The organism is Streptococcus tangpeifui, assembly GCF_044503215.1.
GTDB lineage: Bacteria > Bacillota > Bacilli > Lactobacillales > Streptococcaceae > Streptococcus > Streptococcus tangpeifui.
Window position 1 is genome coordinate 1,192,584 of record NZ_CP172427.1, and the last position, 23,419, is coordinate 1,216,002.

General features: G+C 42.5%; 21 protein-coding genes. 2 read left to right on the forward strand and 19 right to left on the reverse strand.

All coding sequences use genetic code 11. The features are described from left to right. The 19 genes from ACFSN5_RS05520 to ACFSN5_RS05610 all read right to left on the reverse strand — a co-directional run bounded on the left by ACFSN5_RS05520 (position 1) and on the right by ACFSN5_RS05610 (position 20,339). On the reverse strand, positions 1–375 hold the full coding sequence (locus ACFSN5_RS05520; RefSeq protein WP_165210854.1) for a DUF1149 family protein: 375 nt from the start codon (positions 373–375) through the stop codon (positions 1–3). 179 nt (positions 376–554) lie between these two features. Next, positions 555–1,076: a hypothetical protein gene (locus ACFSN5_RS05525; RefSeq protein ID WP_165210851.1), complete on the reverse strand. Its 522-nt coding sequence runs from the start codon at positions 1,074–1,076 to the stop codon at positions 555–557. A 125-nt stretch (positions 1,077–1,201) separates the two neighbouring features. Next, positions 1,202–2,641, reverse strand: coding sequence for a 6-phospho-beta-glucosidase (locus ACFSN5_RS05530; protein WP_165210848.1), 1,440 nt, complete (start codon positions 2,639–2,641; stop codon positions 1,202–1,204). Between the two features lie 113 nt (positions 2,642–2,754). Continuing rightward, the gene (locus ACFSN5_RS05535; RefSeq protein ID WP_165210845.1) at positions 2,755–3,357 is read right to left on the reverse strand and encodes a histidine phosphatase family protein; all 603 of its coding nucleotides are present in this window, start codon (positions 3,355–3,357) and stop codon (positions 2,755–2,757) included. 170 nt (positions 3,358–3,527) lie between these two features. Then, positions 3,528–4,130: a histidine phosphatase family protein gene (locus ACFSN5_RS05540; protein WP_165210842.1), complete on the reverse strand. Its 603-nt coding sequence runs from the start codon at positions 4,128–4,130 to the stop codon at positions 3,528–3,530. After that, positions 4,127–4,726, reverse strand: coding sequence for a histidine phosphatase family protein (locus ACFSN5_RS05545; protein ID WP_165210838.1), 600 nt, complete (start codon positions 4,724–4,726; stop codon positions 4,127–4,129). Before ACFSN5_RS05545 ends, ACFSN5_RS05540 begins: the two co-directional genes overlap by 4 nt. 188 nt (positions 4,727–4,914) lie before the next feature. Beyond that, positions 4,915–5,298: a VOC family protein gene (locus ACFSN5_RS05550; RefSeq protein WP_165210835.1), complete on the reverse strand. Its 384-nt coding sequence runs from the start codon at positions 5,296–5,298 to the stop codon at positions 4,915–4,917. Between the two features lie 10 nt (positions 5,299–5,308). Then, positions 5,309–6,115 carry a Cof-type HAD-IIB family hydrolase gene (locus tag ACFSN5_RS05555; RefSeq protein ID WP_165210832.1) on the reverse strand — a complete coding sequence of 269 codons (807 nt, stop codon included), beginning with the start codon at positions 6,113–6,115 and terminating at the stop codon, positions 5,309–5,311. Positions 6,116–7,003: 888 nt separating this feature from the next. After that, positions 7,004–7,297 carry a hypothetical protein gene (locus tag ACFSN5_RS05560; RefSeq protein WP_165210829.1) on the reverse strand — a complete coding sequence of 98 codons (294 nt, stop codon included), beginning with the start codon at positions 7,295–7,297 and terminating at the stop codon, positions 7,004–7,006. Between the two features lie 172 nt (positions 7,298–7,469). Continuing rightward, entirely contained in the window at positions 7,470–7,856 is a 387-nt protein-coding gene (locus tag ACFSN5_RS05565; RefSeq protein WP_165210826.1) for a hypothetical protein, read from the reverse strand. Positions 7,857–8,714: 858 nt separating this feature from the next. Further along, complete coding sequence (gene carB / locus ACFSN5_RS05570; RefSeq protein WP_165329032.1) at positions 8,715–11,894, reverse strand: carbamoyl-phosphate synthase large subunit; 3,180 nt, start codon at positions 11,892–11,894, stop codon at positions 8,715–8,717. A 237-nt stretch (positions 11,895–12,131) separates the two neighbouring features. Further along, positions 12,132–13,220 carry a carbamoyl phosphate synthase small subunit gene (locus tag ACFSN5_RS05575; protein WP_165210820.1) on the reverse strand — a complete coding sequence of 363 codons (1,089 nt, stop codon included), beginning with the start codon at positions 13,218–13,220 and terminating at the stop codon, positions 12,132–12,134. 224 nt (positions 13,221–13,444) lie between these two features. Further along, entirely contained in the window at positions 13,445–14,371 is a 927-nt protein-coding gene (locus ACFSN5_RS05580) for an aspartate carbamoyltransferase catalytic subunit (RefSeq protein ID WP_165329033.1), read from the reverse strand. A 6-nt stretch (positions 14,372–14,377) separates the two neighbouring features. Continuing rightward, positions 14,378–15,640 carry a uracil-xanthine permease family protein gene (locus ACFSN5_RS05585; RefSeq protein WP_165210814.1) on the reverse strand — a complete coding sequence of 421 codons (1,263 nt, stop codon included), beginning with the start codon at positions 15,638–15,640 and terminating at the stop codon, positions 14,378–14,380. A gap of 41 nt (positions 15,641–15,681) precedes the next feature. Then, positions 15,682–16,203 carry a bifunctional pyr operon transcriptional regulator/uracil phosphoribosyltransferase PyrR gene (gene pyrR / locus ACFSN5_RS05590; protein ID WP_165210811.1) on the reverse strand — a complete coding sequence of 174 codons (522 nt, stop codon included), beginning with the start codon at positions 16,201–16,203 and terminating at the stop codon, positions 15,682–15,684. Positions 16,204–16,650: 447 nt separating this feature from the next. Further along, positions 16,651–17,550, reverse strand: coding sequence for an RluA family pseudouridine synthase (locus ACFSN5_RS05595; protein ID WP_165210808.1), 900 nt, complete (start codon positions 17,548–17,550; stop codon positions 16,651–16,653). Beyond that, a complete protein-coding gene (gene lspA / locus ACFSN5_RS05600) occupies positions 17,534–17,998 on the reverse strand; it encodes a signal peptidase II (RefSeq protein ID WP_165210805.1) in 465 nt (154 codons plus the stop codon). Before lspA ends, ACFSN5_RS05595 begins: the two co-directional genes overlap by 17 nt. Positions 17,999–18,060: 62 nt before the next feature. Then, a complete protein-coding gene (locus ACFSN5_RS05605; RefSeq protein ID WP_165210802.1) occupies positions 18,061–18,966 on the reverse strand; it encodes a LysR family transcriptional regulator in 906 nt (301 codons plus the stop codon). Positions 18,967–19,649: 683 nt separating this feature from the next. Next, positions 19,650–20,339, reverse strand: a complete 690-nt coding sequence (locus ACFSN5_RS05610; protein ID WP_165210799.1) for a YoaK family protein — start codon at positions 20,337–20,339, stop codon at positions 19,650–19,652. 275 nt (positions 20,340–20,614) lie between these two features. Between ACFSN5_RS05610 and ACFSN5_RS05615 the strand changes: the two genes are divergently transcribed. Beyond that, complete coding sequence (locus ACFSN5_RS05615) at positions 20,615–22,045, forward strand: KxYKxGKxW signal peptide domain-containing protein (RefSeq protein WP_165210796.1); 1,431 nt, start codon at positions 20,615–20,617, stop codon at positions 22,043–22,045. Positions 22,046–22,445: 400 nt separating this feature from the next. Then, positions 22,446–23,417 carry a KxYKxGKxW signal peptide domain-containing protein gene (locus ACFSN5_RS05620; protein ID WP_165210793.1) on the forward strand — a complete coding sequence of 324 codons (972 nt, stop codon included), beginning with the start codon at positions 22,446–22,448 and terminating at the stop codon, positions 23,415–23,417. The last annotated feature ends 2 nt before the right edge of the window (positions 23,418–23,419 follow it).

Below are 23,419 nucleotides of genomic sequence, written 5' to 3' on the forward strand. Positions count from 1 at the left end.
TTAGAATTCCAGATTAATACCTGGACGGTCAAGAGCGATTTCAGACACTTCGTAAGTTAGGCGCTGCAACGTTTCCAAGAGCGGTCCTGCCAAACTTTGAACCTCTTCTTGAGAAAATTCTTTTGGTTCATTAACTAAACGATTATGGACGTGCACCATTTGTGAGATGACACCAGCAATGACAAATTCATCACGGACGATTTGGAACTGCAAAACAGCTACCAAATGAGTTTCGTTTTTCTTGTCATCCTTGCTGACCAATTGGAAAGTTACTTCAACATTGGTTTTGGGTTCACCATTTTGCTTTTCCCATTCCAAATTGCGGGCATCATAGTGATATTGATTAACGAATACTTGATCACGAGTTAGTTCCATTATTCTTCTCCTAATTTGAATCTTTTAACTAGCTTATTATAGCACACTTCGCTCTCGCTTCAAAGGGCTTTTCCTGTCTGGTATTATTTATTTATGGGGCTTAATCCTCAAAGAAAATTCTGGACAGAAAGGGAGATTGGAAATGAGTTTGAAAATTCAGCCTTGGTTACGGTAATCACTTAAAATTTCTTTTGCGGGTGTCGCCGAACAATTTCTGAATGAGCAGCTAAGACCTCTTTACCCTTGGCTGTCAAAGCATACCCCCGCAGAACAAAGAGCGGCGCCAATTCGTCTTCACTGTATACCTCTAACGTTTTTTGCTCCAAGTCCTGCCGCTTCATCTTGGACAAGCCCTTGACTGTCTTAATTTTTAGGAAGTCTTTAAGCTCATCAGCTCGCAAATAGATGAGTGATTCTTGGGCAGACATCAGACGAAGGTAATCGTGTTTTATCAACCAGTCCAATTCCTTCTGGACGTCAATACCATAAGTCGTATAGAAATATTTGTGCTGAGGACTGTAGGTCGTATAGGTACCAAAATTAATCCGCCAAAGCAAGATAATGTGTCCAGGTAGCAAACCTTCTCTCGTTCGTTCCATGTTACGCTTAGGAATGGTCTTGCGTCTCAGCTCGTCCTCATATTTAGCTGAGATATAGGGCATCTCCGCATGGTTGGCATAAATTTCTTCAAAAGTTTTCATGAATTTAGTATAACACAGAATTTTTCGGCATAAGAAAAAGACAACTTTCAGTATAAAAGCGTCTTTTTGAGCTTTAAAGCCACAGAAGTCTGAGGTCTTGACTTTGCCTGTAGTACACTCGGCTTCTAATCAATATCTGTCCCATTGGAAGCAATAACCTTCTTGTACCAGTCGAAGGACTTCTTCTTGGAGCGTTTGAGACTGCCATTTCCTTGGTTATCACGATCAACATAGATAAATCCGTAGCGCTTCTTCATTTCACCAGTACCAGCTGATACGAGGTCAATACAGCCCCAAGTGGTGTAGCCAAGAAGCTCAACACCGTCTTCATTGATAGCCGCATTCATAGTTTTGATGTGTTCCCGCAGGTAGTCAATGCGATAATCATCTTCAACATAGCCATTCGCATCCGGTTCATCAATTGCCCCTAGACCATTTTCGACGACAAATAATGGTTTTTGGTAACGATCCCAGATGGTATTCAAGGTAATCCGAAGTCCTAGAGGATCAATCTGCCAGCCCCATTCAGATGAGGTCAGGTAAGGATTTTTAATGGAAGCAAAGATATTACCTTGTGTTTCTTCATTAGCTTTTGGATCGGCAGAAGCCACTCGGCTGGAATAATAAGAGAAAGAAACAAAATCAACCGTATGGTCTCTCAGGAGTCCCAAATCTTGCTCGGTCATTGTGATATCAAGGCCATCACGTTCAAATTTTTTAAGGAGGTAGTTTGGATAGTAGCCACGCGCCTGAACATCAATCAAAGAATAGCCTTCCCGGTCGTCCTGCATGGCTTGCCAGTAGTCAGCAGGATTAGGGGTATTCGGATAATATTGCCCTGCCGCCAGCATACAACCAACCTTATTTTCAGGATCTACTTCATGAGCTATCTTAGTGGCCAAGGCTGAGGCGACCAGTTCATGGTGCACTGCTTGATATTTGACTTCTTCTTCGTTTTCACCTTCTTCAAAGCAAATACCCGCTCCCATGAATGGTGCATGCAGAATCATATTGATTTCATTGAAGGTCAACCAATACTTAACTAGTCCTTTGTAACGATTAAAGATAGCCCGGCAGAGATTACCGTAAAAGTCAATCAGTTTGCGATTTCGCCAGCCGCCATAATGCTCAATTAAGAACATTGGGCAATCGAAATGAGTAATGGTCACTAGAGGTTCAATGCCATATTTGTGACATTCTTTAAAGACTGCTTCGTAGAAGGCCAAACCTTTTTCATTAGGCTGACTTTCATCCCCTTTGGGGAAAATTCGCGACCAAGCGATAGACATTCGGTAGGTTTTAAATCCCATCTCAGCAAAGAGGGCGATGTCTTCTTTGTAGTGGTGGTAGAAATCGATGGATTCCTTGGCCGGATAGAAATAGCCCTCTTCAAAGTCGAACATTTTTCGTTTACCAGCAATGATTGGGAAACGATCGGGACCAATCGGGACCACATCAACATTGGCTAGGCCACGTCCATCAACATCGTAAGCCCCTTCGCATTGGTTAGCCGCCGTTGCTCCACCCCATAAAAAACCATCTGGAAATGCTTGTAATTTAGTCATGAGAATACTTCCTTTCTTTCATTATTCTTATTATAGCCCGATAAAATTTGGCAAACCTCATCTATCATTAGAAATTCTAATACTATCCTATGCTTTCGCTCTAATCTGACCTTTTAATCAAAGTTATAAACGACCTCTTGAATAGGATCAATTAGCCTTAGTAGCTTGAATTGACCTCGGTCATAGCTGTATTCAAAAATTGAGCAATTGGTCGGAAAAATTTGGTAGGATTCCCAATTAATCCCAACGGCATGGGCAAAATGCATGAGGGCTCCAGCATGACTGACCGCTAAAATTGTTTGTCCATCATAATCTTGAGCCAGCTGGGTGATGGTTGCCTTAAGGCGCTCCTGAACCTGACTATCAGACTCACCACCATGGATTTCATAATAATTACCGACCTTACGACGATAGTCCCGCGGTGGGTGAAGGTACTCTTGCTGCCCTTCAAAGCTACCAAAGCTCATTTCTTTGAGACCCTTGAGACGGCCGTACTTGCTTACGCCTGTCGCCAGCTCTAAGGTATCACAAGCCCGCTCAGTTGTTGAAGCAAAATAAGCGTCTGCCTTAATACCATGCTTTCGCATATAACGGCCCGCCTGCTTGGCTTGATCAACTCCTTTTTGAGTTAAGGGAGAGTCGCACCAACCCTGAATCCGTTTTTGAACATTGAAGAGGGTTTCACCATGCCTCATCAAATAAAGATGTGTTGCCATCTAAGCTACTCCTTCTAGGAAAATGATTTACAAGACTATTATACAACTCTACTTGTCTTAACGAAACAGCTGCTTAAGCCACTACCAAGCAATCAGTTAATAAAAAGGGAAAACTCAACCTCGATCCCATATTTAACACGAATGGCTGAGGTTCCCAAGGAGAGGTTCGACTATTTTTGATAGATAAACTCTTTTTGCATCGGATTGTAGATATAGTGCATATCAAACTGTCCTTTATCATAGGTGAACTTGAGAATAGCACAGTTACTCATTCCTCGCACATCAGGAACTTCTTCCAAAGCTCCTCGAAAAAACTGAGCAATGGCAGCCCCGTGACTGACCGCTAAAACCTGACTGCCTTCTGCTAATTCCCCCATGAGATTGGTGAGCGTTTCAACCATGCGGCGGCGGACAGCCATAGTATCTTCTCCTCCAAAAAAGACGAAGGCATCGCGATAGCCTGTTCCATCCGTATGCAGAGGTGGATTGAGGTATTCCGGCTGTGCCTCATAAGAGCCGAAATCCATCTCTTTGAGTCCCTTGAGACGGATAATATCATTACGACCGCTGACGATTTGGGCTGTATCGCCGGCTCGCTCTTGGGTTGAGGCATAAACAGCATCAAACTCGATTTTCTGGTCATCAAAGAATTGCTTAGCTAATCTGGCCTGTTCAATACCTAACTCTGTCAAGGGAGAGTCTGAAGCTCCTTGGATTCGTTTTTGCACATTAAAACGTGTTTGCCCATGTCGCATGAGGTAGAGTGTTTTCATAAAACCACTTCTTTCTTACCTAAAGGATCAATGACTTTTCTTAGTATTAAACTACCACTCTCGTACTCGTAGAGGCAGATATTGCAGTTACCGAATGTTACTCCTTCTGGAAAAGCCAAATCTAAATGCTGAATGAGTCCCCAGAGGGCTGCTCCATGACTGACCATAATGATTTCTTGTGCTGGGTCATTTTCTGCTGTCATTAGAACCTCTTGACAAACCCGCTCACCAACCTTAATAATATCCTCACCGCCATAAGGAACCAGGAGATTTTCAAAGGAGCGAGCTCCTGGCCGCATTTTTGGTAAAAGATTTTCTGGTTGGGCCTCGAAGATACCAAAGTTCATTTCCTTGAGCCCCTTGAGCTGCTTAATCCTATCATTTTCAGCAATAAGGCGTGCCGTATCTGCAGCTCGTTCTTGGGTTGAAGAATAGATAGCTTGACGGTCAACATCATTGGCCTTAAACCAGTTCCTAGCCTGCTTCGCCTGCTCAATACCATCTGGCGTTAGAGGAGAATCGCACCAGCCCTGAACCCGTTTTTGGGTGTTAAAAAGAGTCTCTCCATGCCGCATCAAATATAATTTCTTGGTCATAAATCAGTTAGGGCCAACCCCCACTCCTTTCGTAAGCTAAGTCTTATTGATATTATAAAACCTTATAACGGCTCTTTCTTATAGAATCCTACTAGGAATTGGTACTATCCTATGATTACATACGGAAAAAGCTGATGAAAATCACCAGCTAAACTCTATATTAAAAGACAGATAAGAAATACGATTATTTAGACAGTTAATTCTATGGTATTATCCTCAAATCCTAGAATAACAGATTCATAATAGCCATCGCCTGTTGTTCGAGGGCCATTGATGCACTTGTAACCATCGGCCTCTAAGCGTTTCGTCAAATCATCAACCGCCTTCCTATTTCCGAGACTCATAGCAAAATGAGCCAACCCAGTTCGATTAGCTGCTTTAGCAAGGTCTAACGTATCTGGCCTACTCATAATTTCCAGTCTAGCCCCATCTGTAAAACTCAAGAAATAAGACCGAAAGCCAGTCTTTGGGTTGTGGTAGAGCTGATTGGACTGGGTTTGAAAGTATGTTTCAAAAAAATTTCGAGCTCCCTCTAAATCCTTGACATAGATAGCTAAATGTTCAATTTTCATAGCTTTCTTCTCACAACCTATCTAGATAGTTTTCAATAACCTGTAAGACCCCATCTTCATTATTCGATGGTGCTAACTGTCCAAACTCCTTAATGCTTTCTGGTGCATTGGCCATGACATAGGATTGACCGGCCAGCTTTAGCATCTCAATATCATTGCCACCATCACCAAAACACATGAGATTAGCTGCTTCCAGCCCCCAATAATCAAGAAGATAGCTCAGCCCTTTCCCCTTATGCATACCAGAGATGATGATATCAACGCTTCCGGGACCACTGGAGGTCCCTGTCAAATTTCGGTCAGCAAAAGTCTGAGAAACTTCCGTCACAACTTGCTGGGTTAATTCTTCAGGAACCCAGACCGTCAGCTGAAAAATAGGATCCTCTGGCATTTGCTCAAAACGCTCGACCAGTTGCATTTTTGGCAACAAATAACTCTTAAGCACATCAATCGTTTTAGGATCGGCATCTGTCAATAAATAAGCCATATCTTTACAGATAACCATATTTAGAGCTTGAGGGAAGTTTTCTTTAAGAAAATTCAAACAGTCAAGAGCTGTCTGCCGCTCGATAAAATTTTCCCAGATCGTTTGATTTTCTGTCACAACATGAGAACCATTTTCTGACACATAGGTCAATCTGTGATCGTATTGCGGAAAATTCAACCGCAACTGGCAATGCTGATTGCCGCTAGCAATAACAAACTTAATATCTCGTTCCTCTAACTTCTTGAGAACCCGGGCAAATCGCTGGCGATCAAAGGTTTTATCATCTCTTAAAAAGGTTCCATCCATATCGGTCGCAATTACCTTAATCATATTTTGCTCCTTCTTCCAATAGTAATAGGAGTATAGCACGATTTCACTCATAAAACTTATACTATCTAGGGAAATACTGATAGAATCCTATGATTTAGACTGTTAAAAAATCTCAGCTATAAAACCGAGACGAAATGCTGAACTGATTGAAACATCCAATTTATATCATTAAACTAGACAGAAGTGATGATTTAGACTGTTTGGGGGTCACTCATAATTTTTTAATAGACATCATCCTCAAACTAAAAGTACTGAAAGGGCCAAAAATATTCCTACAGGCACCAGTCTAACATCCGACTTTCACTATCAGAAATCGCTAGTGCACTGTAAATAAGTCCCCCAAATACACGGGATAATGATAATAGATAAGATTAGAAAAAAGCTGGTCAAGGCTTCAGTCGTCCTTTTTGAATCGGCCATTGCTCATTTTCCTTCTTTAAAAGCCTAAAAGAAAGCGTCTACAAAAATATGCTTGGGAGACTTTCCTCATTTTCAGACACCCCTCTTAAACAGTCACTGAACTGTTTGAGAGCTAAAATTGAACATGCCTACCATACTGTAGAATTAGAGACATAGCTGCTGGCGCTCAGCTCCTTACAAATATGTCTACTGATAATATAAAAAATCTCCTAAGTATTTTATCACCTAGGAGATTTCCTAAATTCCTTTGCATGACTTAACGGCTTTGGATCTTGATTAAACTGTGCGGAGGTAGGAATACAAACTAAAATTTCAACTTTTGAGTTTTTTACTGCTATTCTCCTACTGATTTTGTCTCACTCTCATGAAAAATCCAAAATTGCCGCCAGCAGAAACTTTCACACTGATTAAAAAGCTAAGGTGAGGATAAGCCTATCGTAAAATCATCCCCATCTCTAGGTAAGTTTATTACCAATCACCAATAGTACGATAAGCTTGCTCGAAACGTTCAGCAGGAATAATCCGTCCATTGGTATGGTCGATAACATCACCAACCTGAGCTGTTGCATACATACCATAGCCATAAAAATGGCTGTCACTAGCCCAATTAGGATCCAAAGCTGGAATCAGAACCTGCAAATTCTTGCTATCCCTCCAAGTCAAACACTTCTTTTTAAAGGCCTCTGCCACCCAAGCAGGATAAGGAGCGGCCTTGCTAATTCGCCAGACATCAATTAATTTTCCTTTATAACTTGCTTTCATCACTTTTCTCCATAAAATAAATATCACCTAAATTTTTAACAATAATTAACTTTCAATTAACAACTATTATCGAAAACCCACTCTAACACTTTACCATCCCAAAATAACATCTCAATTACTTATTTTTGTTAATTTTATTAAATAAGATTAGAAGAATAAGCTGATTGGGATGTTATTGGCACTTCTTAGATCTACCATTGGAAGCGCTGATAAACTGAATCCCACAAGTCATTATGAGAAGACTGATAAAGAAATAGTTATCAATCTGAGGTTTGTGGGTCACATAATCGTAGATGACTGTAATAAGTACAAGACCTAAAAATACTAGTGAGTACTTATTGCCGATCAGCCGATAAAATCCTTGTAATGTTTCTCGCAACGTTAATTCACTGCCAGAAGATTCCTCATAAGCTACACGGTAGGCCAAATAGTCTAGGATAAAATTAATTACTCCTAGAAAGATAATCTTCCATAGGGCAATCGACAAGAAAAATCCCAGCCAGATAATGAGCATTAGGGTGATAAGGCTGGTTACAGTAAACCTCCGATAGGTTCTCATTCGCCGCTACCTCCTATAAGACTGTGGCATTGCACATTAAGCTAATACTCTTTAAAAATCAAAACTATATCCCGTTGGCTTCAGCTTGCCGTAACCCAGTACTGTCTATGCTTCGTCGTCTTATCTATTACTGATTTTCTTTGAGTATAAACTAGTAAATAAAGCAAAAGGAAAGCACCCATACGGCCTCTCCTTTTACTATTTGGGAGTAAAGAATCACTCGGGCCTAAAGTAGCAAAGGACCCGAGTTGATTTAAATAAAGAAGGAGTCAGGAAGCTTGTTGAGTTAATCACCAATCAAAAATACTAACAAGCTTCAACTATTGCATCCAACAATGACAGTATAACCTATTTTTTACTTTGTGCACGAAAATGTCGTGAAACGGCCAAAATATGTCGTGAATCGACTTTTTTTAAAATTTTTCGTCTTTTTAATTCCCTAAATTCTAACAATCTATCGGTTAGTTGGGGGATTATAGAATTTCTTCGATGTGAAACTGACCAAATCTTCTTTAAAGTCCAAATGATACATTGTCATCTTCACCTTGCCATACCTTCAATCTTGCAAACTTGTCACTTGCCTTATCCTCAATTTCAAACTACCCACTGAATAGCTTAAACACTCTGTGGCTTGTCACCTAGTCTGACTGCGATTTTTTTGAGGATAAAAATAATGTTATTCATTTGTCAGCGACTGTAAACTGTTTGACGATCAAGAGGCTAAAAGTACGCCGATTTGGCTGCTTCACGCATCACTTTATCAAAATCATCAGTACAGCCAGTTGCATTTTCAGACTTCTAAAAAAGACTGAGAAATTCTCCCAGTCTTAAGTTGATAATAAAAAATTCTAAGGTTCTCTAAATAGCTTGAGTTGTAAAGCTCCTGCTTTCCAGTACTCTAACCATAGCATCTGCCGTATCCAGTGCAGTAAAGAGAGGAACACCTGCTTCAATGGCCGAGCTACGGATAGTCTGACCATCTTCATCTGCTGTTCGCTTGGTACCAACCGTGTTAACAATGGCCTGGACAACACCGGTCCGAACCAGGGCTGGAATGTCATTGTCATCGTTATCACCTAGCTTATCAACAATGACTGAATTTAAACCATGTTTTTTGAAATAGCGGGCAGTTCCAGCTGTTGCATAGATACCATAGCCGATAGCATCAAAGCGGCGCGCCAGCTCCAGAGCCTCTTCTTTGGTATCATCTGCAATAGTGAAGATGACATTACCGAAGGTTGGTAGGTGAAGATAACTGGCTTCGAAAGCTTTATAGAGGGCTTTTTCTAAGGTTTTATCTGACCCCATAACTTCACCAGTTGATTTCATTTCAGGGCCTAAGAGGCTGTCTACTTTAGCCAATTTGGTAAAGGAGAAGACAGGGGCCTTGACATGAACTCGATCACTCTCAGGATAGAGACCGTCCTGATAGCCTAAATCAGCTAAGCTTTGCCCTAAGATCAGCTTAGTTGCTACCTGAGCCATTGGAATATCTGTTACCTTGGATAAAAATGGCACGGTCCGGCTGGCGCGTGGATTAACCTCGATGACATAAACTCTTTCGTCGTGAATGACAAACTGAATGTTCATCATACCATAGCAATTAAGGCCGATAGCCAGACGCTTGGTATAGTCGGTAATGGTATCGATGATCTCTTGAGAGAAGGTTTGCGGTGGGTAAACAGCCATAGAGTCTCCTGAGTGAACCCCGGCTCGTTCGATATGTTCCATGATCCCCGGAATGAGGACATTCTTACCATCTGATATGGCATCGACTTCACACTCACGACCAACCAGATAAGAGTCGACAAGAACAGGATGATCTGGACTCGCCTTAACCGCTGTTCTCATGTAAGAGCGAAGGTCGTCTTCGTTTTCAACAATTTCCATAGCACGACCGCCAAGGACATAGGAAGGACGAACCAATACTGGGAAGCCGATTTGACGGGCTGCAGCTACTGCTTCTTCTTCGTTGGTAGCTGTGTGACCCGGTGGCTGCGGAATATCAAGGTCTTGTAGAGCCTGTTCAAAAAGGTCACGGTCTTCTGCTCGATCTAAATCAGCCACTTGGGTTCCTAAGATTTTAACACCAGCCTTAGACAATGGTTCAGCCAGATTGATAGCGGTCTGACCGCCAAACTGTACGATAACCCCCTTAGGCTGCTCTAAATCAATGACATTCATGACATCTTCGAAAGTGAGAGGTTCGAAATAGAGCTTATCGGATACAGAAAAGTCAGTCGAGACGGTCTCTGGATTGGAATTCATGATAATGGCTTCATAACCAGCTGCCTGCAAGGCTTTAACTGAGTGAACGGTTGCATAGTCAAATTCCACCCCTTGACCGATGCGAATTGGGCCAGAACCCAGTACGATAACTGATTCCTTATCTGATTTGATTGATTCATTTTCAAAGGCATAGGTTGAGTAGAAATATGGAGTCGCAGATTCAAATTCTGCGGCACAGGTATCAACCATTTTGTAAACAGGAATAATATTATTATCTAAGCGCAACTGGCGAATGTCTGCGGCAGCCATTCCCCAAAGTTGACCAATTTTTCTGTCACCAAAACCAAAACGTTTAGCTTCTTTCAAGATATCAAGATTGCCAACATTCTTTTGCAACTCTTGCTCCAATTCAAAAATATGGAGCAACTTATCCAAGAAGAAGATATCAATCTTGGTCAAGTCTGAAATTTCTTCAATGCTAAAACCGCGACGGATAGCTTCCGAAATGTAGAAAAGTCGGTCATCCTGAGCTTTGACAATCTTCTCGAAAAGCTGGTCATCACTAGCTGTCGCTAATTCTGGCATCTCATTGTGGTGAACACCGATTTCCAGCGAACGGCAAGCCTTGAGCAGACTTTCTTCAATATTGCGGCCGATAGCCATGACTTCACCCGTCGCCTTCATCTGTGTTCCTAGGCGGCGTTCTCCATTTTCAAACTTATCAAATGGAAAACGGGGAATCTTTGCCACAACATAGTCAAGGGCTGGTTCAAACATGGCATATGTCGTGCCAGTTACTGGATTGATCATCTCATCAAGTGTCAATCCAACTGCAATTTTAGCAGCCAATTTAGCAATAGGGTAACCTGTTGCCTTAGAAGCCAGTGCTGAAGAACGCGATACCCGCGGATTAACCTCGATGACATAGTATTTAAAACTGTGAGGATCCAGAGCCAGCTGGACATTACAGCCACCTTCGATCTTAAGGGCACGAATGATTTTTAGACTGGCATCCCGCAGCATCTGATTTTCAATATCGGACAGCGTCTGAGTTGGGGCAAACACAATGGAATCTCCTGTGTGGATACCAACAGGGTCGAAATTTTCCATGTTACAGACCACTAAAGCATTGTCAGCACTATCCCGCATAACCTCGTATTCAATTTCCTTGAAACCAGCGATGGATCTCTCAATCAAGCATTGTGTAACAGGCGAGAGCTTCAGGCCATTCTCGGCAATTTCACGCAATTCTTCTTTATTGGTACACATACCGCCACCGGTACCTCCCAGAGTGAAGGCAGGGCGGACAATGACAGGGTAGCCAATCTCGGCCGCAAAATCTAAGGCCTCCTGAACAGTATTAACAATCTGTGATTCAGGAATCGGTTGCTCCAAATCTTCCATGAGCTGCTTGAAGAGGTCACGGTCTTCAGCCTGATCAATAGCTGAAAGCTTGGTTCCTAGAAGTTCAACACCCAGCTCATCCAGAATACCCGCTTTAGACAGTTCCATAGCCATATTGAGCCCGGTCTGGCCACCAAGAGTTGGCAAGAGGGCGTCTGGCCTTTCCTTGCGCAAAATGCGGGTCACAAATTCGGTCGTGATAGGTTCAATATAGACCTTGTCGGCGATTTCTTTATCGGTCATGATAGTGGCTGGGTTCGAGTTAACCAAGACAACCTCATAACCTTCTTCACGCAGAGCTAGGCAGGCTTGGGTACCAGCGTAGTCAAACTCAGCAGCCTGACCAATAATAATTGGACCAGACCCGATGACCATAATTTTAGAAATATCAGAACGTTTTGGCATAATACAAGATACAAAGGGACAGTTTGCTTGCAAAAAATCCTGTAGAAAAATAGGAAATCTGGCGCAGAGGTCAACACCTAGGAAGTTTTACACTGCTAAGTATCTATATCTGTAAAGTGCCAAAGCACCAACAGCTACGTCTCTTTTTTCCTAAGGATTTAGTCCCATGTTCAGTTAGGAACGCTAACCGAACTTCTCCTTTCTACTATTCGTCGTCTCACTGTACAACATTAAATATTAGCGGATAGCTTTCTCTAATTTGAAAGCATCAATCAATTCCAAAAACTCATCAAAGAGATAGCTGGCATCATGAGGACCTGGGGCAGCATCTGGATGGTACTGAACCGAAAACGCTGGATAGTAGCGATGACGAACCCCTTCGACAGACTTATCATTAATCTCTTCATGAGTGACAATCAGACTATCCGGTAAGGTCTCGCGATCAACAGCATAACCGTGATTCTGACTGGTAAAATCAACCCGCCCTGTAGCAATTTCACGCACTGCATGATTAAAGCCCCGATGCCCAAACTTCATCTTATAGGTTCTAGCACCGTTAGCCAAGCTAAAGAGCTGATGTCCCATGCAGATACCAAAAATAGGAATCTTGCCTTGGACTCCCCGGATCATGTCCAGAGCTTCAGGCACATCCTCAGGGTTCCCCGGCCCGTTAGACAGCATGACACCGTCTGGATTGAGGTTGAGGATTTCTTCAGCTGTCGTATTGTAAGGGACAACAGTCACATTACAGCTACGTTTAGAAAATTCCCGCAGAATGGAATGTTTGAGCCCAAAGTCTACCAAAACAATGTTTTTGCCAACACCGGGAGCTGGGTAAGCTGCCTTGGTAGAGACCTGTTCGATATTATTGGTCGGCAGAACTGTCGCTCGTAATTGATCCTGTAGGTGTTCAATGGTATCGCCTGCATTAGCCAAGGTTGCCTTCATAGTACCATGTCGACGGATAATCTTGGTCAGAGCACGAGTATCAATACCAGAAATCCCTGGAATATTCTTGGATTTTAAAAATTCATCCAGAGACATTTGATTACGCCAATTGCTGGCTCGTCTGGCACTTTCCGCCACAACTACTCCTTTACAGGTTGGTGTAATGGACTCATAGTCATCACGGTTGATACCATAATTCCCGATCAAAGGATAAGTGAAGGTTAAAATTTGACCGTTATAGGACTGGTCGGTGATGGATTCCTGATAACCAGTCATACCAGTATTGAAGACAATTTCACCGGTCACATCAATCCCAGCTCCGAAGGCTTGACCTTCAAAAATCGTACCATCTTCTAAAATTAATAGTCTTTTTGTCATAAATCTATCCTCAGGACAAGGTCATATTCTGCAAAAACTTGCAAGAATGAACTTGTTTTCTCCTTTATTTAAGATACAAAGAGCGTTGAAAAATCTGTATAAAATAGGAAACTGACACTATGCTGCCAAAGCACAAGGCAGTTTATCTTTTTACTAAAATTTTAGCTCATACTCAATTAAATGGTTTACATTATTAATCAAATAATTCTAAATTCCAATTTAGCCTAAGCTTTCCCTCTCAGAACGGCTTCGATAATCGCCATACGGACAAAAACCCCATTTTGCATCTGGGCTACAATCCGAGACTTAGGCGCTTCGACCAAGTCATCTTTGATTTCTACATCACGATTGACTGGAGCTGGATGCATGATAATAGCCTCTTCTTTCAAGCGATTATAGCGTTCTTTAGTCAAACCATAGAGACGGTGGTAGCCTTCTTTTGAGAAAGATTCACTACCATCATGGCGTTCATGCTGTACCCGCAGGAACATCATGACATCAACCTGTTCTACAATCTCATCAATAGTGACGTATTGGCCATACACATCGAATTCGTGCGAGTACCACTCCTTTGGACCGCAGAAATAGAGCTGGGCCCCAAGACGCTTAAGAATTTGCATGTTGGACTTGGCTACGCGCGAATGAGTAATATCGCCAGCAATAGCAATTTTAAGATCCTCAAAAGTGCCAAATTCTTGATAGATGGTCATGAGGTCTAAGAGACTCTGACTGGGATGTTGACCCGAGCCATCGCCGCCATTGATGATCGAAGCCTGAATGGTCCGGCTATCAATCAATTCCTTATAGTAGTCATCCTTGGAGTGACGAACCACACAGATGTCTACCCCCAGAGCTGACATAGTCAGAATTGTGTCGTAGAGAGTCTCGCCCTTGTTGACAGAACTGGTCTTAGCATCGAATTCAATCACATCCAGCCCCAGCTTTTTTTCAGCCACCTCAAAGGATTTGTGGGTTCGAGTTGAACTTTCAAAGAAGAGATTTGCTGCAAAATATTGCCGGTCCAAATGAAAGTCAGCTTTTCCTTGTTTAAAGGCCATGCCTCGTTTAATCAGCCCGAGAACTTCTTCATTGGAGAGAGTTTCCATGGTCACCAGATGCTTGAGGGAGACCATACCATTTGTTACTGCCATAGGTCTTTAGTCCTTTTCTGGAAGAATTTGATAGAGAATAATACCAAGAAGTGTTGAGAAAGCGACACTGGTGATTTGGAGATGGGCGATTTGTAACATAAGCCCACCAATCCCTGACACTAAAATAACACTAGCAATGAAGAGATTTTTCTTATTGTCAAAATCGACTTTGTTCTCAACTAGAATTTTCAAACCGCTGGAAGCGATGACCCCAAAGAGAGAGATAGAAACGCCACCCAGAACAGCGACTGGAATGGACTGGAGGAGGGCCGAAATCTTACCAATAAAGCTCATGACTACCGCAATTACTGCAGCCCCGGCAATGACATAAACAGAGAAAATCTTATTGAGGGCCATAACACCGATATTTTCACCATAGGAGGTTACCGGAGGAGCACCGAAGAAACCAGCAATAATTTGAGCTAAACCATCCCCAGTTAAAGTTCTTTCCAAGCCAGGATCCTTAAAGAAATCGCGGCCCGTTAAACTGTTGAGAACCATGACATGGCCGAAATGCTCAGTCATGGTAACAAAAGCAATGGGAGCCATAGTCAAAATAGCACTCGGATAAAGTTTAAAATGACCGTCAGCTAATAGGATATGGAAGTTGGGGATATCTAACCAGGAAGCCTTGGTCACTCCTGAAAAATCAACAATTGTTTGACCTGTTAAGAATCCCAGTCCAACAGCAAAGAAGTAACCAACAATTAAACCCAATAAAATCGGAATGACAGCAACAATCTTTTTCCCATAGATACTAAAAAGAATAACCGAAAAGAGCGTAACCATGGAAACAACCAAACTTGTAATGCTGTATTTATCATCGTTCAGCATGGCATTGTTGACAGCTGATGTTGCCAGACTAAGTCCAATAACCATGATAATGGGGCCAACCACAATGGGCGGCAAAATCTTATCGATCCAATCCTTACCAGCAAACTTAACAATCAGAGCTACCAAAAGATAAACTAGGCCGCCTGAGATAGCTCCCTGAGCCACTGCCGGCATCCCATCTGTCTTCAAGAGGGTTTGCATGGTTGCTATGTAAGCAAAGCTGGAACCCATATAGGCTGGAATCTTATACTTGGTAACAGTTAAGTGAGCCAGAGTTCCCAGACCACTTGAGAAGAGAGCAATGGCAGGGTCGATTCCTACTAGGATTGGTACCAACACTGTCGAGCCAAACATGGCAAAAAGATGCTGGAAAGATAGGCCTAGGAGAAGCCCTGGTTTGGGCATGTCGCTAATATCGTATGTTATTTCTTGCACAACTACTTCCTTACTAATCCTTGTCCTCGGAGGTTTCTATCTTAACTTGGATCACTGATAGTGACACGGTCAGCTCCATCTACCTCTACCATTTCCACAGTAATTTCTTCTGCTGAGCTGGTTGGAATATTCTTTCCGACGTAATCAGCTCGAATTGGCAATTCACGGTGACCGCGGTCAACTAAAACAGCTAAGCTGACACGAGCTGGCCGTCCCAAGCTCACTAAGTTATCAATAGCAGCTCGAATTGTTCGTCCTGTATACAGAACGTCATCAACTAGGATAACATCCTTATCAGTAACGTTAACAGGCATTGTTGTCGTGTCTTTTTCAACCTTGACATCATCTCGGAAGGGTTTAATATCTAATTCACCCGTTGGAACATCAATCCCCTCAATCTGTTTGAGGCGGTCCTGAATCCGACGAGCGATGTAAACGCCGCGAGTCTTGATGCCTGCAAGTACAAGATTATCAAGACTCTTATTGCGCTCAATAATCTCATAAGTGATGCGGGTGATAGCCCGCTTCATGGTTACGTCATCGACGACTTCTTTTGTCTTCATAAGAAATCCTTCCTTATAAAATAATTTTTTTGAACAAAAAATCTCCCTGCCCTTGCAAGGAGATGACACAAAATAAGCGATAAGGGTACAGCCTACCCTATCATTTTTTCTGAGCTTGTCTCCTTGCCTGCCTCTCTGGACAGTTTTAAAGGATTTTATTCATTGGGCTCATTATAGCAAAAACTACTAGCTAAGGCAAGAATTAACCGTAAGTCTTTTGCGACCTCATTGAGCACCTCATTTTTTAAGTTACTCTGATGGTCAAAACAAAAACATCAGTGCAGGAAGTCCACTTGACGAATAGAACAAACATGCATTTTCCTACAAATCGAGGCTGGAGTAAACAGCTAATTGGCCCTCATCCACAAAGTGTTATCATTCTTGAAGAGTTTTCAACCTTGCTGCATAAATATGACTGTGTAACAAAGAGGCCTTAAGTTACACACTTTATGACAACCTACTCTGACGCAAGTTCTCTAAGGTCTCTTGGAAGAGTTTCGGAGGCCGAACAGAAAATTCAAGAAGTTCTCCTGTCGTCGGGTGGGTGAAACCGAGAGTTTGGGCGTGCAGAAACTGCCCGTGACCCTTGAGCGTTTTGCGAGGTCCATAGAGAGGATCGCCAGCGATAGGGTGACCAATATAGGCCATGTGAACACGAATTTGATGAGTTCGGCCAGTCTCTAGGCGCAATTCGACCAGAGTATAGTTTCCAAATCGTTCTAAGACGTGAAAATGCGTCACGGCTGGTTTACCTTTAGCAGTAACGGCTTGTTTTTTTCGGTCTTTGGCTGAACGGCCAATCGGTGCTTCGATCAGTCCTCGATCATTGGGGAGATTACCGTGGACAATAGCCAGATACTTTCTCAAGGACTTCTTATCCTTGAGCTCATCGGCCAAAGCTTGATGAGCTTGATCATTCTTAGCAATCATCAGTAGACCAGAAGTATCCTTATCAATACGATGGACAATACCAGGTCTTACCACACCATTAATGGTGGACAAATCTTTAATATGGTAGAGGAGAGCATTAACCAAAGTGCCGGACGGATGGCCGGCTGATGGATGAACCACCATTCCCTGAGGCTTGTTAATGACAGCAACATCTTGATCCTCATAAACAATTTCCAGAGGGAGGTCTTGGGCGACATAGTCTAAAACCTCTTCTTCAGGCTCTTCGTACGTGATGATATCCCCAGCTTTGACACTGTACTTAGCCTTCTTGACTTGGCTATTAACCAGAACAGTACCGTTCTTGATGGCCTGATGGGCCTGAGAACGCGACAGACTGGTTAAATCCGCAAGCGCCTTGTCCAGTCGCTGTCCCTCTTGATTAATAATGACTTCCATGCTGCTCCTCTCTCCAAAAAGCAATAATTAATAGTAAAACGCCGACACTAAGGCAGGAATCTGCCAAATTAAAAATGGCAAAGTCCATAAAATCAAGATGAACCATATCAACTACATAACCCAGTCTCAATCGGTCAATAAAGTTCCCCAACCCACCAGCAATAATTAATGTCAGAGCGCCGACAAGCCAGAAAGAACCAGATAAATGTTTCCAAAGGTATCGAACTGCCACTCCTATCACTAGGATGGTCATCAAGGTAAAGAACCATTGTTGGTTCTGCAGGATGGAAAAAGCAGCCCCATAATTGCGGACATAGGTTAAACTAAAAATCGGCGGTAAAAATTTTTGCACAGCCCCCTGGCGGATATGCTCAACCACCCAAAATTTACTCAACTGATCCAAAATAACTAATATGATAATCATCAATGGAATCATAAGCTTACGCATGCTTTTTTACTCCTTGCTCGACATTCAGCTAAAAGGTCCGCTGACACTAGCTTTCTTAGCTTCTAGGGTTTAAAACTTTTAAAATACTCAGTCATGACCTCAATAAATTTAAGGGCACAAGTCGAGAGATTAGTGTCAACCCGCTTAACGTAAACCATTTTATTGTCCAGATGATCTTCTAGGGGAATAACTGTAATCCCATTGACACTGCGACTGTCTAAGAAGCCCGATCCTGTCGCATAGGCGTCTGTCCGCTCTAAAATGCCATTCAGAGTAGCCCGGTCTGTTACATTGTACATAAGCGAACTGTCACTAGTGTCTACAAAATTTTCTGAATAGTAGGGGTATTCATCCTTATCTTGGGTAAAGCGAACTGTTGGCAGGCCAGCCAAATCCTCCATGGTCAAGCTAGTCTTCTGAGCCAGCGGGTGATTTTTCCGCAGATAGATATGGGTTTTAAACGGAATCAATTCAACCATTTCCAAGCCTAACTTGGACATCTTCTGCTGAATTCCTTTATTGTTTTGGCGATTGAGGTAGATAATGCCGATATCGCTGTGCCCCTGACCAACCTCATCTAATATCTGAACCGTCGTTGATTCAAAGATCCGAAAATCCTTATAATCTGGATAGCGCTGCGAAAAAGTGGTCACCAACGGCGGCAAAAAATCATAGTGCTGACTCGCGATAGAAAATTGATAGTGATCACCATCAGGCTTCGTGTACTGCTTCTCAAAAGAGTCGAAGCCCCGCACAACATCCAAAGCTTTCTCATAAAAAACCATTCCTCGGCTAGTCAAAACAGTTCCCGTTGTTGTCCGCGTAAAAATTTGAAAACCTAACTCAGACTCCAAGTCCTTGACTGCCACCGAAAGACTGGGTTGACTGACAAAAAGTTTGGATGCAGCTTCTCGAAAGGTTCCGCTGTTAGCTATTGCTACCACATAGCGTAATTGTTGAATATTCATATTGCTTATTACTTGCTTTCAATCATTGCTCAGAATTTAATCGTTCGTGAGCTTACTGAATTATTATAACAAAAATTTATTAGCATTTCCCTTGTTCCTTATTAATGGTCTTAAAAAAGAGTCTGAGACCAAAGTTCAGACTCTTAGCCTTGTTCTAGATTTACTAGATTGACGCAGCGGTTGGGAGTAAGACTTGTTGGCTTACCGACTTAGTCTTCCCCCTGCACAGTTCATTAGGTACTTTAGCACCAATGAACCACTGCTGATTGACAGTCCTTATCTCGGGGCGCATTCCTATTTTCAGGCGTTTTCAGGCGCTCCCTTAAACAGTCCACTGGGCTGTTTAACTACCACTCAAGTGATAGCTCCAACAGTTTGGGGAACTGTTGGAGGTTATCTAATGTGATGAACTTTGTTCATCTTATTTCCAACCTCAAAAGAACTCCCAGACCTTTTGAGGGAGGTGGGTTAAAACGCTCTGGTAGAGCTTTTTAATCGGGAAATAAAGCTTGCAAAGCAAGTGTCAAAATGCTCCAGTTGACTTTGGCAGTCTGGGGATAGACTGCCAAAGCCTGCCAGCTAAAAACAGGAAAGTGGCAGAGATCTGGGGTTTAAAATAAGAGAGCAGGAAAAATCAAAATCGCGATGTTATCACGATTTACTGATTGAGTCCCACTCTCCTTTTAAATATTTTCATCTTCTAAGTGATAGGCTTTAACCAAGGTCGTGTAGACAATAATAATAGCCAGAAGGACCAAGCTGACACACCAGATAGCATAAGGTCCTACTAAATGGGTCAAAATCCCTGTGATAATGGCACCGCCTACAAAGCTACCGACGACTATACTGTAGTTGATAGCCTGACGCTTGGTCTGACGGTGATTGCCCTTGCCTCGAAAAAGATTAAACCAGGCCGTAACCATCTTTCGGTAGTTCCCTGAGGTCATCATAATAACATAGGCATGGTCTTGAACCTTAGTGCCCGTGAAGGTCAGCATCATAAGACCTGTGCTGGCAGATAAAAGCGGAATCCAGAAGAATTCGTCCCTTGGAAAAAATGGGTATAGAAAACTGGTTATGGCTAAGGGCAGGACACTCAGACTCCGCCAATGAGCGTTCTTAGCGTGCTCCTTAACAAGAATTCCCAATAAAAATCCCACAGTAAAGCAGACCAGAGATAAAATGCTGGCAATTGTTCGCTCAGGATGGCCTTGACCCCAGTCAGCAATTAAGAGAAGCATGTTCCCTGTTTGCGTGGCAATCAAAGTACCGAATTGCATATTTGAAAAAACATCAAGGCAACCACCAACCGATCCTAAGAAAAAGGCCATCAGGCGCGTGTCTTGAGGCATTACCGAAAGTTTCTTTGCCATTTCGATTTATCCCTACTCCAATTGTTATAAGCTCATTTTACCCCTTTTCATTGAAATTTACAATTTATTCTCAATTGAGATAATTATTTCAAAAGTTACATTTTCCTATCATTTCCCTGATTTACCGGAATCTAACTTAAAGTAAGCTTGTTTCTATGTTAAAATACAAGTGTCTGAGTAATCAGACAAAAACACGTTAATTGTCTAAATTGTTTGGAATCTCTCCCCATTTATTCGAACAATTTTACTTGCACCTAGTATTAAGGAGGAAAATTATGCAAGAGAAGACACATTACAAACTGCATAAAGTTAAAAAGCACTGGGTGACCATCGCGGTAACCGCAACAGCTGCTACAGCACTTTTTGCAGCTGGCAGTCAAGCCAGTGCTGACCAAGTGACCCCAGCTCCTCAAGAACAGGCAGCTGCTCAGCAAAATACCGAAATCAATCAGGCCGATGATCAAAAAGCAGAACAAGCACCTGTTGTGCAGCAAGAAGCTCCAGCTGCCGAACAAAAACCAGTTCAAGGCACTCCTGAAGTAGCCCCTGGTCAAGATGGATCAGGCGGTGATCAAGGTCAAGCTGAAGAAGCTATTCAGGAAAGGCAAAAACAAGAAGAGCAAAATAACCAAGTCGCTGAGAAACAAGAGGGGCAAGTTGCCAATCAAGCCGCCGCTCAAAATGACCAAGCAAACCAAAAACAAGAGGCACCAGCCAACAATCAGGCAGCTCAACCAGCAACTCCAGCTCAGCCTGCTGGGTTAACCATCCAAGCGCCCAACAACAGCCAAGCTGCTAATTCATTCAATGAAAAAAATGGGAAGTGGTACTTCCTTGATGCCAATAAGCAAAAGGTGACTGGCTGGCTGAATATTAATGGACAGCGACTTTACTTCGACAAAAACGGCACTCAAGCTAAAGGGGTTAATGTCACGCTTGATGGAGACACCTACCATTTTGATCCAGATACCGGTGAAATGTGGACTAACCGTTTTGCTCAAATAACAAGCTATGATTCTGATAATAGCAAATATCCTGATTGGTATTATTTCGGAGCAGATGGCAGCATGCGTACTGGGTGGCAAACTATCGACGGTAGAGAGATGTACTTCATAACTCCAGATAAAGTCATAAATACCCCATATTTTAAACGCAATATAGGAGCTCAAGTTAAAGGACGCCTTCAAACTATTAGCGGACACGACTATTATTTTGATCCAGATACTGGCGAAATGCTGACAAATACCGACATAACTATCAAAGGTATTACCTATCATCTTAACGAAGATGGTCACGCTACTAAAACAACACCTGATCATCCAGAAGATACGCAACAGCACGGCCATTTTGAGCAAAAGGACTTCTACAATGATCCGCATTCTTTTCACTACAATGCCTGGGTTTATATCGGTCAGGACGGTCTGCCAGCGACTGGCATGCAGACGATCAATGGTCAAAAACTTTTCTTCTCCCCCCTTTACGGTGAACAAGCTATAAATAGACTTGTTGGACATGATGGCAACCTCTACTATTTTGGTGAGAATGGTGCAATGGTTACGAATCAAAGAATTAAAATCGAAGATGGTTGGATTCATCTAAGCGCTGACGGAACTGCTGATGATGGCTATCGCCGAAATTATGATGGCAGCGTATCTGTTTACAAAAAAGATGCCAACGACAAGTGGAATTGGGTGAAAACAAACTAATCATTTAACACTTAATTTCTCCAAATCTTAGCGGCAGACCGCATTCGGGTCTGCTTTTTCTCTTTCCATAAAATCATGAGCCCCTTTTCTAGAATTTACTACTCTTTAAAAATCAAAATGCTATTTATTGACCTAGCCTTACCAATCTTCAGTATTATAGTCTGTCGCTGACTTTATCTAGAGACCTAATTATTCGCTGAATAGTTAAGGATGTCTGTGACTCGTCGACTAGTCTGATCCGGGATAACTCGACTACACTTTAAGTTTTCTTGAAGATTAATTTTCTTGCTAAAAAATGAGATTTATCACATCGAGGTTACAATCTGTAATCGTTTTAAAGACGATGCCGACAGGCTTTCCACAGTATGGTACAATACAGGGGCATAAGGAGGTAAATTTTATGCAAGGAAAGAGAACTTATACGATGCACAAAGTGAAAAAGCGTTGGGTAACCATTGCTGGTACTACTACTGTCCTGTCGGCTGCTTTGCTGGCTTCTGGTTCAGTCAAAGCTGACCAGCAAGATTCTACCGTAGTACGTGGCGATAGTGCTGCTGTTGTGACTAAACCTACTGAGACTCAACAAGGTCAAAATATTCAGGCAGAGAATCAGCCAGCAACAGACCAAGAAACAGTTTCTGGGACTGAACAGGTTCAAACGGATACTGAGCAAAAATGGCAAGCCGTTGATCAGCCTAGCCAACCTGAACAGGTAGCTGCTGCTGTTAATCAAGCTCAGGCAGCCAGTCAAGATGCGGTTCAAGTTCAAACGAATGATGCCCAGCAAGAGCAAGCTAGTCCTAAAATCAGGGATAGTCACGCCATTATCAGCAAAGATGATGCCAATGTGGTTGATCAAGATAAGCAGACTGGTTTCTATACAACTGGCGATAATGCATGGTATTACGCTAATGAAGATGGCAGCTTGGCCAAAGGTTTGCAAAGCATCAATGGTCAAACGCTCTATTTCGATACCACAACGGGTAAACAAGTAAAAGGCGACACTGTGAAGATTGATGGAAAAGAATACTACTTCGACCAAGACACAGGTGATATGTGGAAAGATCGCTTCCGCCAAATTGATACTCAGGACTACCGCGGTGTTGCACCAGGTGCCAAGGTAGGTATTGCTTGGCTCTATTACCAAGCTGATGGTTCTGTAGCGTCCGGACTGACAACCACTCCTGATGGTCGTACCCTCATGTTTAATACCTATAACCATCAACAAGTTAAAGGAAAACTAGTCAATACGGATGGTAACAATTACCGCTACTTCGACCTCAATACAGGTGATATGCTGCGTAATACAAGCATCTACGATGGCAGTCAAAAATATAATATCGACGCCAATGGTATTGCAACTAAAGCTTAACG

Coding starts and splice junctions, on each gene's coding strand:
- ACFSN5_RS05620 (WP_165210793.1), top strand. CDS start 22,446: ATGCAAGGAAAGAGAACTTATACGATGCACAAAGTGAAAAAGCGTTGG.
- ACFSN5_RS05575 (WP_165210820.1), bottom strand. CDS start 13,220: ATGACAAAAAGACTATTAATTTTAGAAGATGGTACGATTTTTGAAGGT.
- ACFSN5_RS05520 (WP_165210854.1), bottom strand. CDS start 375: ATGGAACTAACTCGTGATCAAGTATTCGTTAATCAATATCACTATGAT.
- ACFSN5_RS05545 (WP_165210838.1), bottom strand. CDS start 4,726: ATGACCAAGAAATTATATTTGATGCGGCATGGAGAGACTCTTTTTAAC.
- ACFSN5_RS05555 (WP_165210832.1), bottom strand. CDS start 6,115: ATGATTAAGGTAATTGCGACCGATATGGATGGAACCTTTTTAAGAGAT.
- ACFSN5_RS05615 (WP_165210796.1), top strand. CDS start 20,615: ATGCAAGAGAAGACACATTACAAACTGCATAAAGTTAAAAAGCACTGG.
- ACFSN5_RS05540 (WP_165210842.1), bottom strand. CDS start 4,130: ATGAAAACACTCTACCTCATGCGACATGGGCAAACACGTTTTAATGTG.
- ACFSN5_RS05560 (WP_165210829.1), bottom strand. CDS start 7,297: ATGAAAGCAAGTTATAAAGGAAAATTAATTGATGTCTGGCGAATTAGC.
- lspA (WP_165210805.1), bottom strand. CDS start 17,998: ATGCGTAAGCTTATGATTCCATTGATGATTATCATATTAGTTATTTTG.
- carB (WP_165329032.1), bottom strand. CDS start 11,894: ATGCCAAAACGTTCTGATATTTCTAAAATTATGGTCATCGGGTCTGGT.
- ACFSN5_RS05580 (WP_165329033.1), bottom strand. CDS start 14,371: ATGGCAGTAACAAATGGTATGGTCTCCCTCAAGCATCTGGTGACCATG.
- ACFSN5_RS05605 (WP_165210802.1), bottom strand. CDS start 18,966: ATGAATATTCAACAATTACGCTATGTGGTAGCAATAGCTAACAGCGGA.
- ACFSN5_RS05525 (WP_165210851.1), bottom strand. CDS start 1,076: ATGAAAACTTTTGAAGAAATTTATGCCAACCATGCGGAGATGCCCTAT.
- ACFSN5_RS05610 (WP_165210799.1), bottom strand. CDS start 20,339: ATGGCAAAGAAACTTTCGGTAATGCCTCAAGACACGCGCCTGATGGCC.
- ACFSN5_RS05595 (WP_165210808.1), bottom strand. CDS start 17,550: ATGGAAGTCATTATTAATCAAGAGGGACAGCGACTGGACAAGGCGCTT.
- pyrR (WP_165210811.1), bottom strand. CDS start 16,203: ATGAAGACAAAAGAAGTCGTCGATGACGTAACCATGAAGCGGGCTATC.
- ACFSN5_RS05535 (WP_165210845.1), bottom strand. CDS start 3,357: ATGGCAACACATCTTTATTTGATGAGGCATGGTGAAACCCTCTTCAAT.
- ACFSN5_RS05565 (WP_165210826.1), bottom strand. CDS start 7,856: ATGAGAACCTATCGGAGGTTTACTGTAACCAGCCTTATCACCCTAATG.
- ACFSN5_RS05530 (WP_165210848.1), bottom strand. CDS start 2,641: ATGACTAAATTACAAGCATTTCCAGATGGTTTTTTATGGGGTGGAGCA.
- ACFSN5_RS05550 (WP_165210835.1), bottom strand. CDS start 5,298: ATGAAAATTGAACATTTAGCTATCTATGTCAAGGATTTAGAGGGAGCT.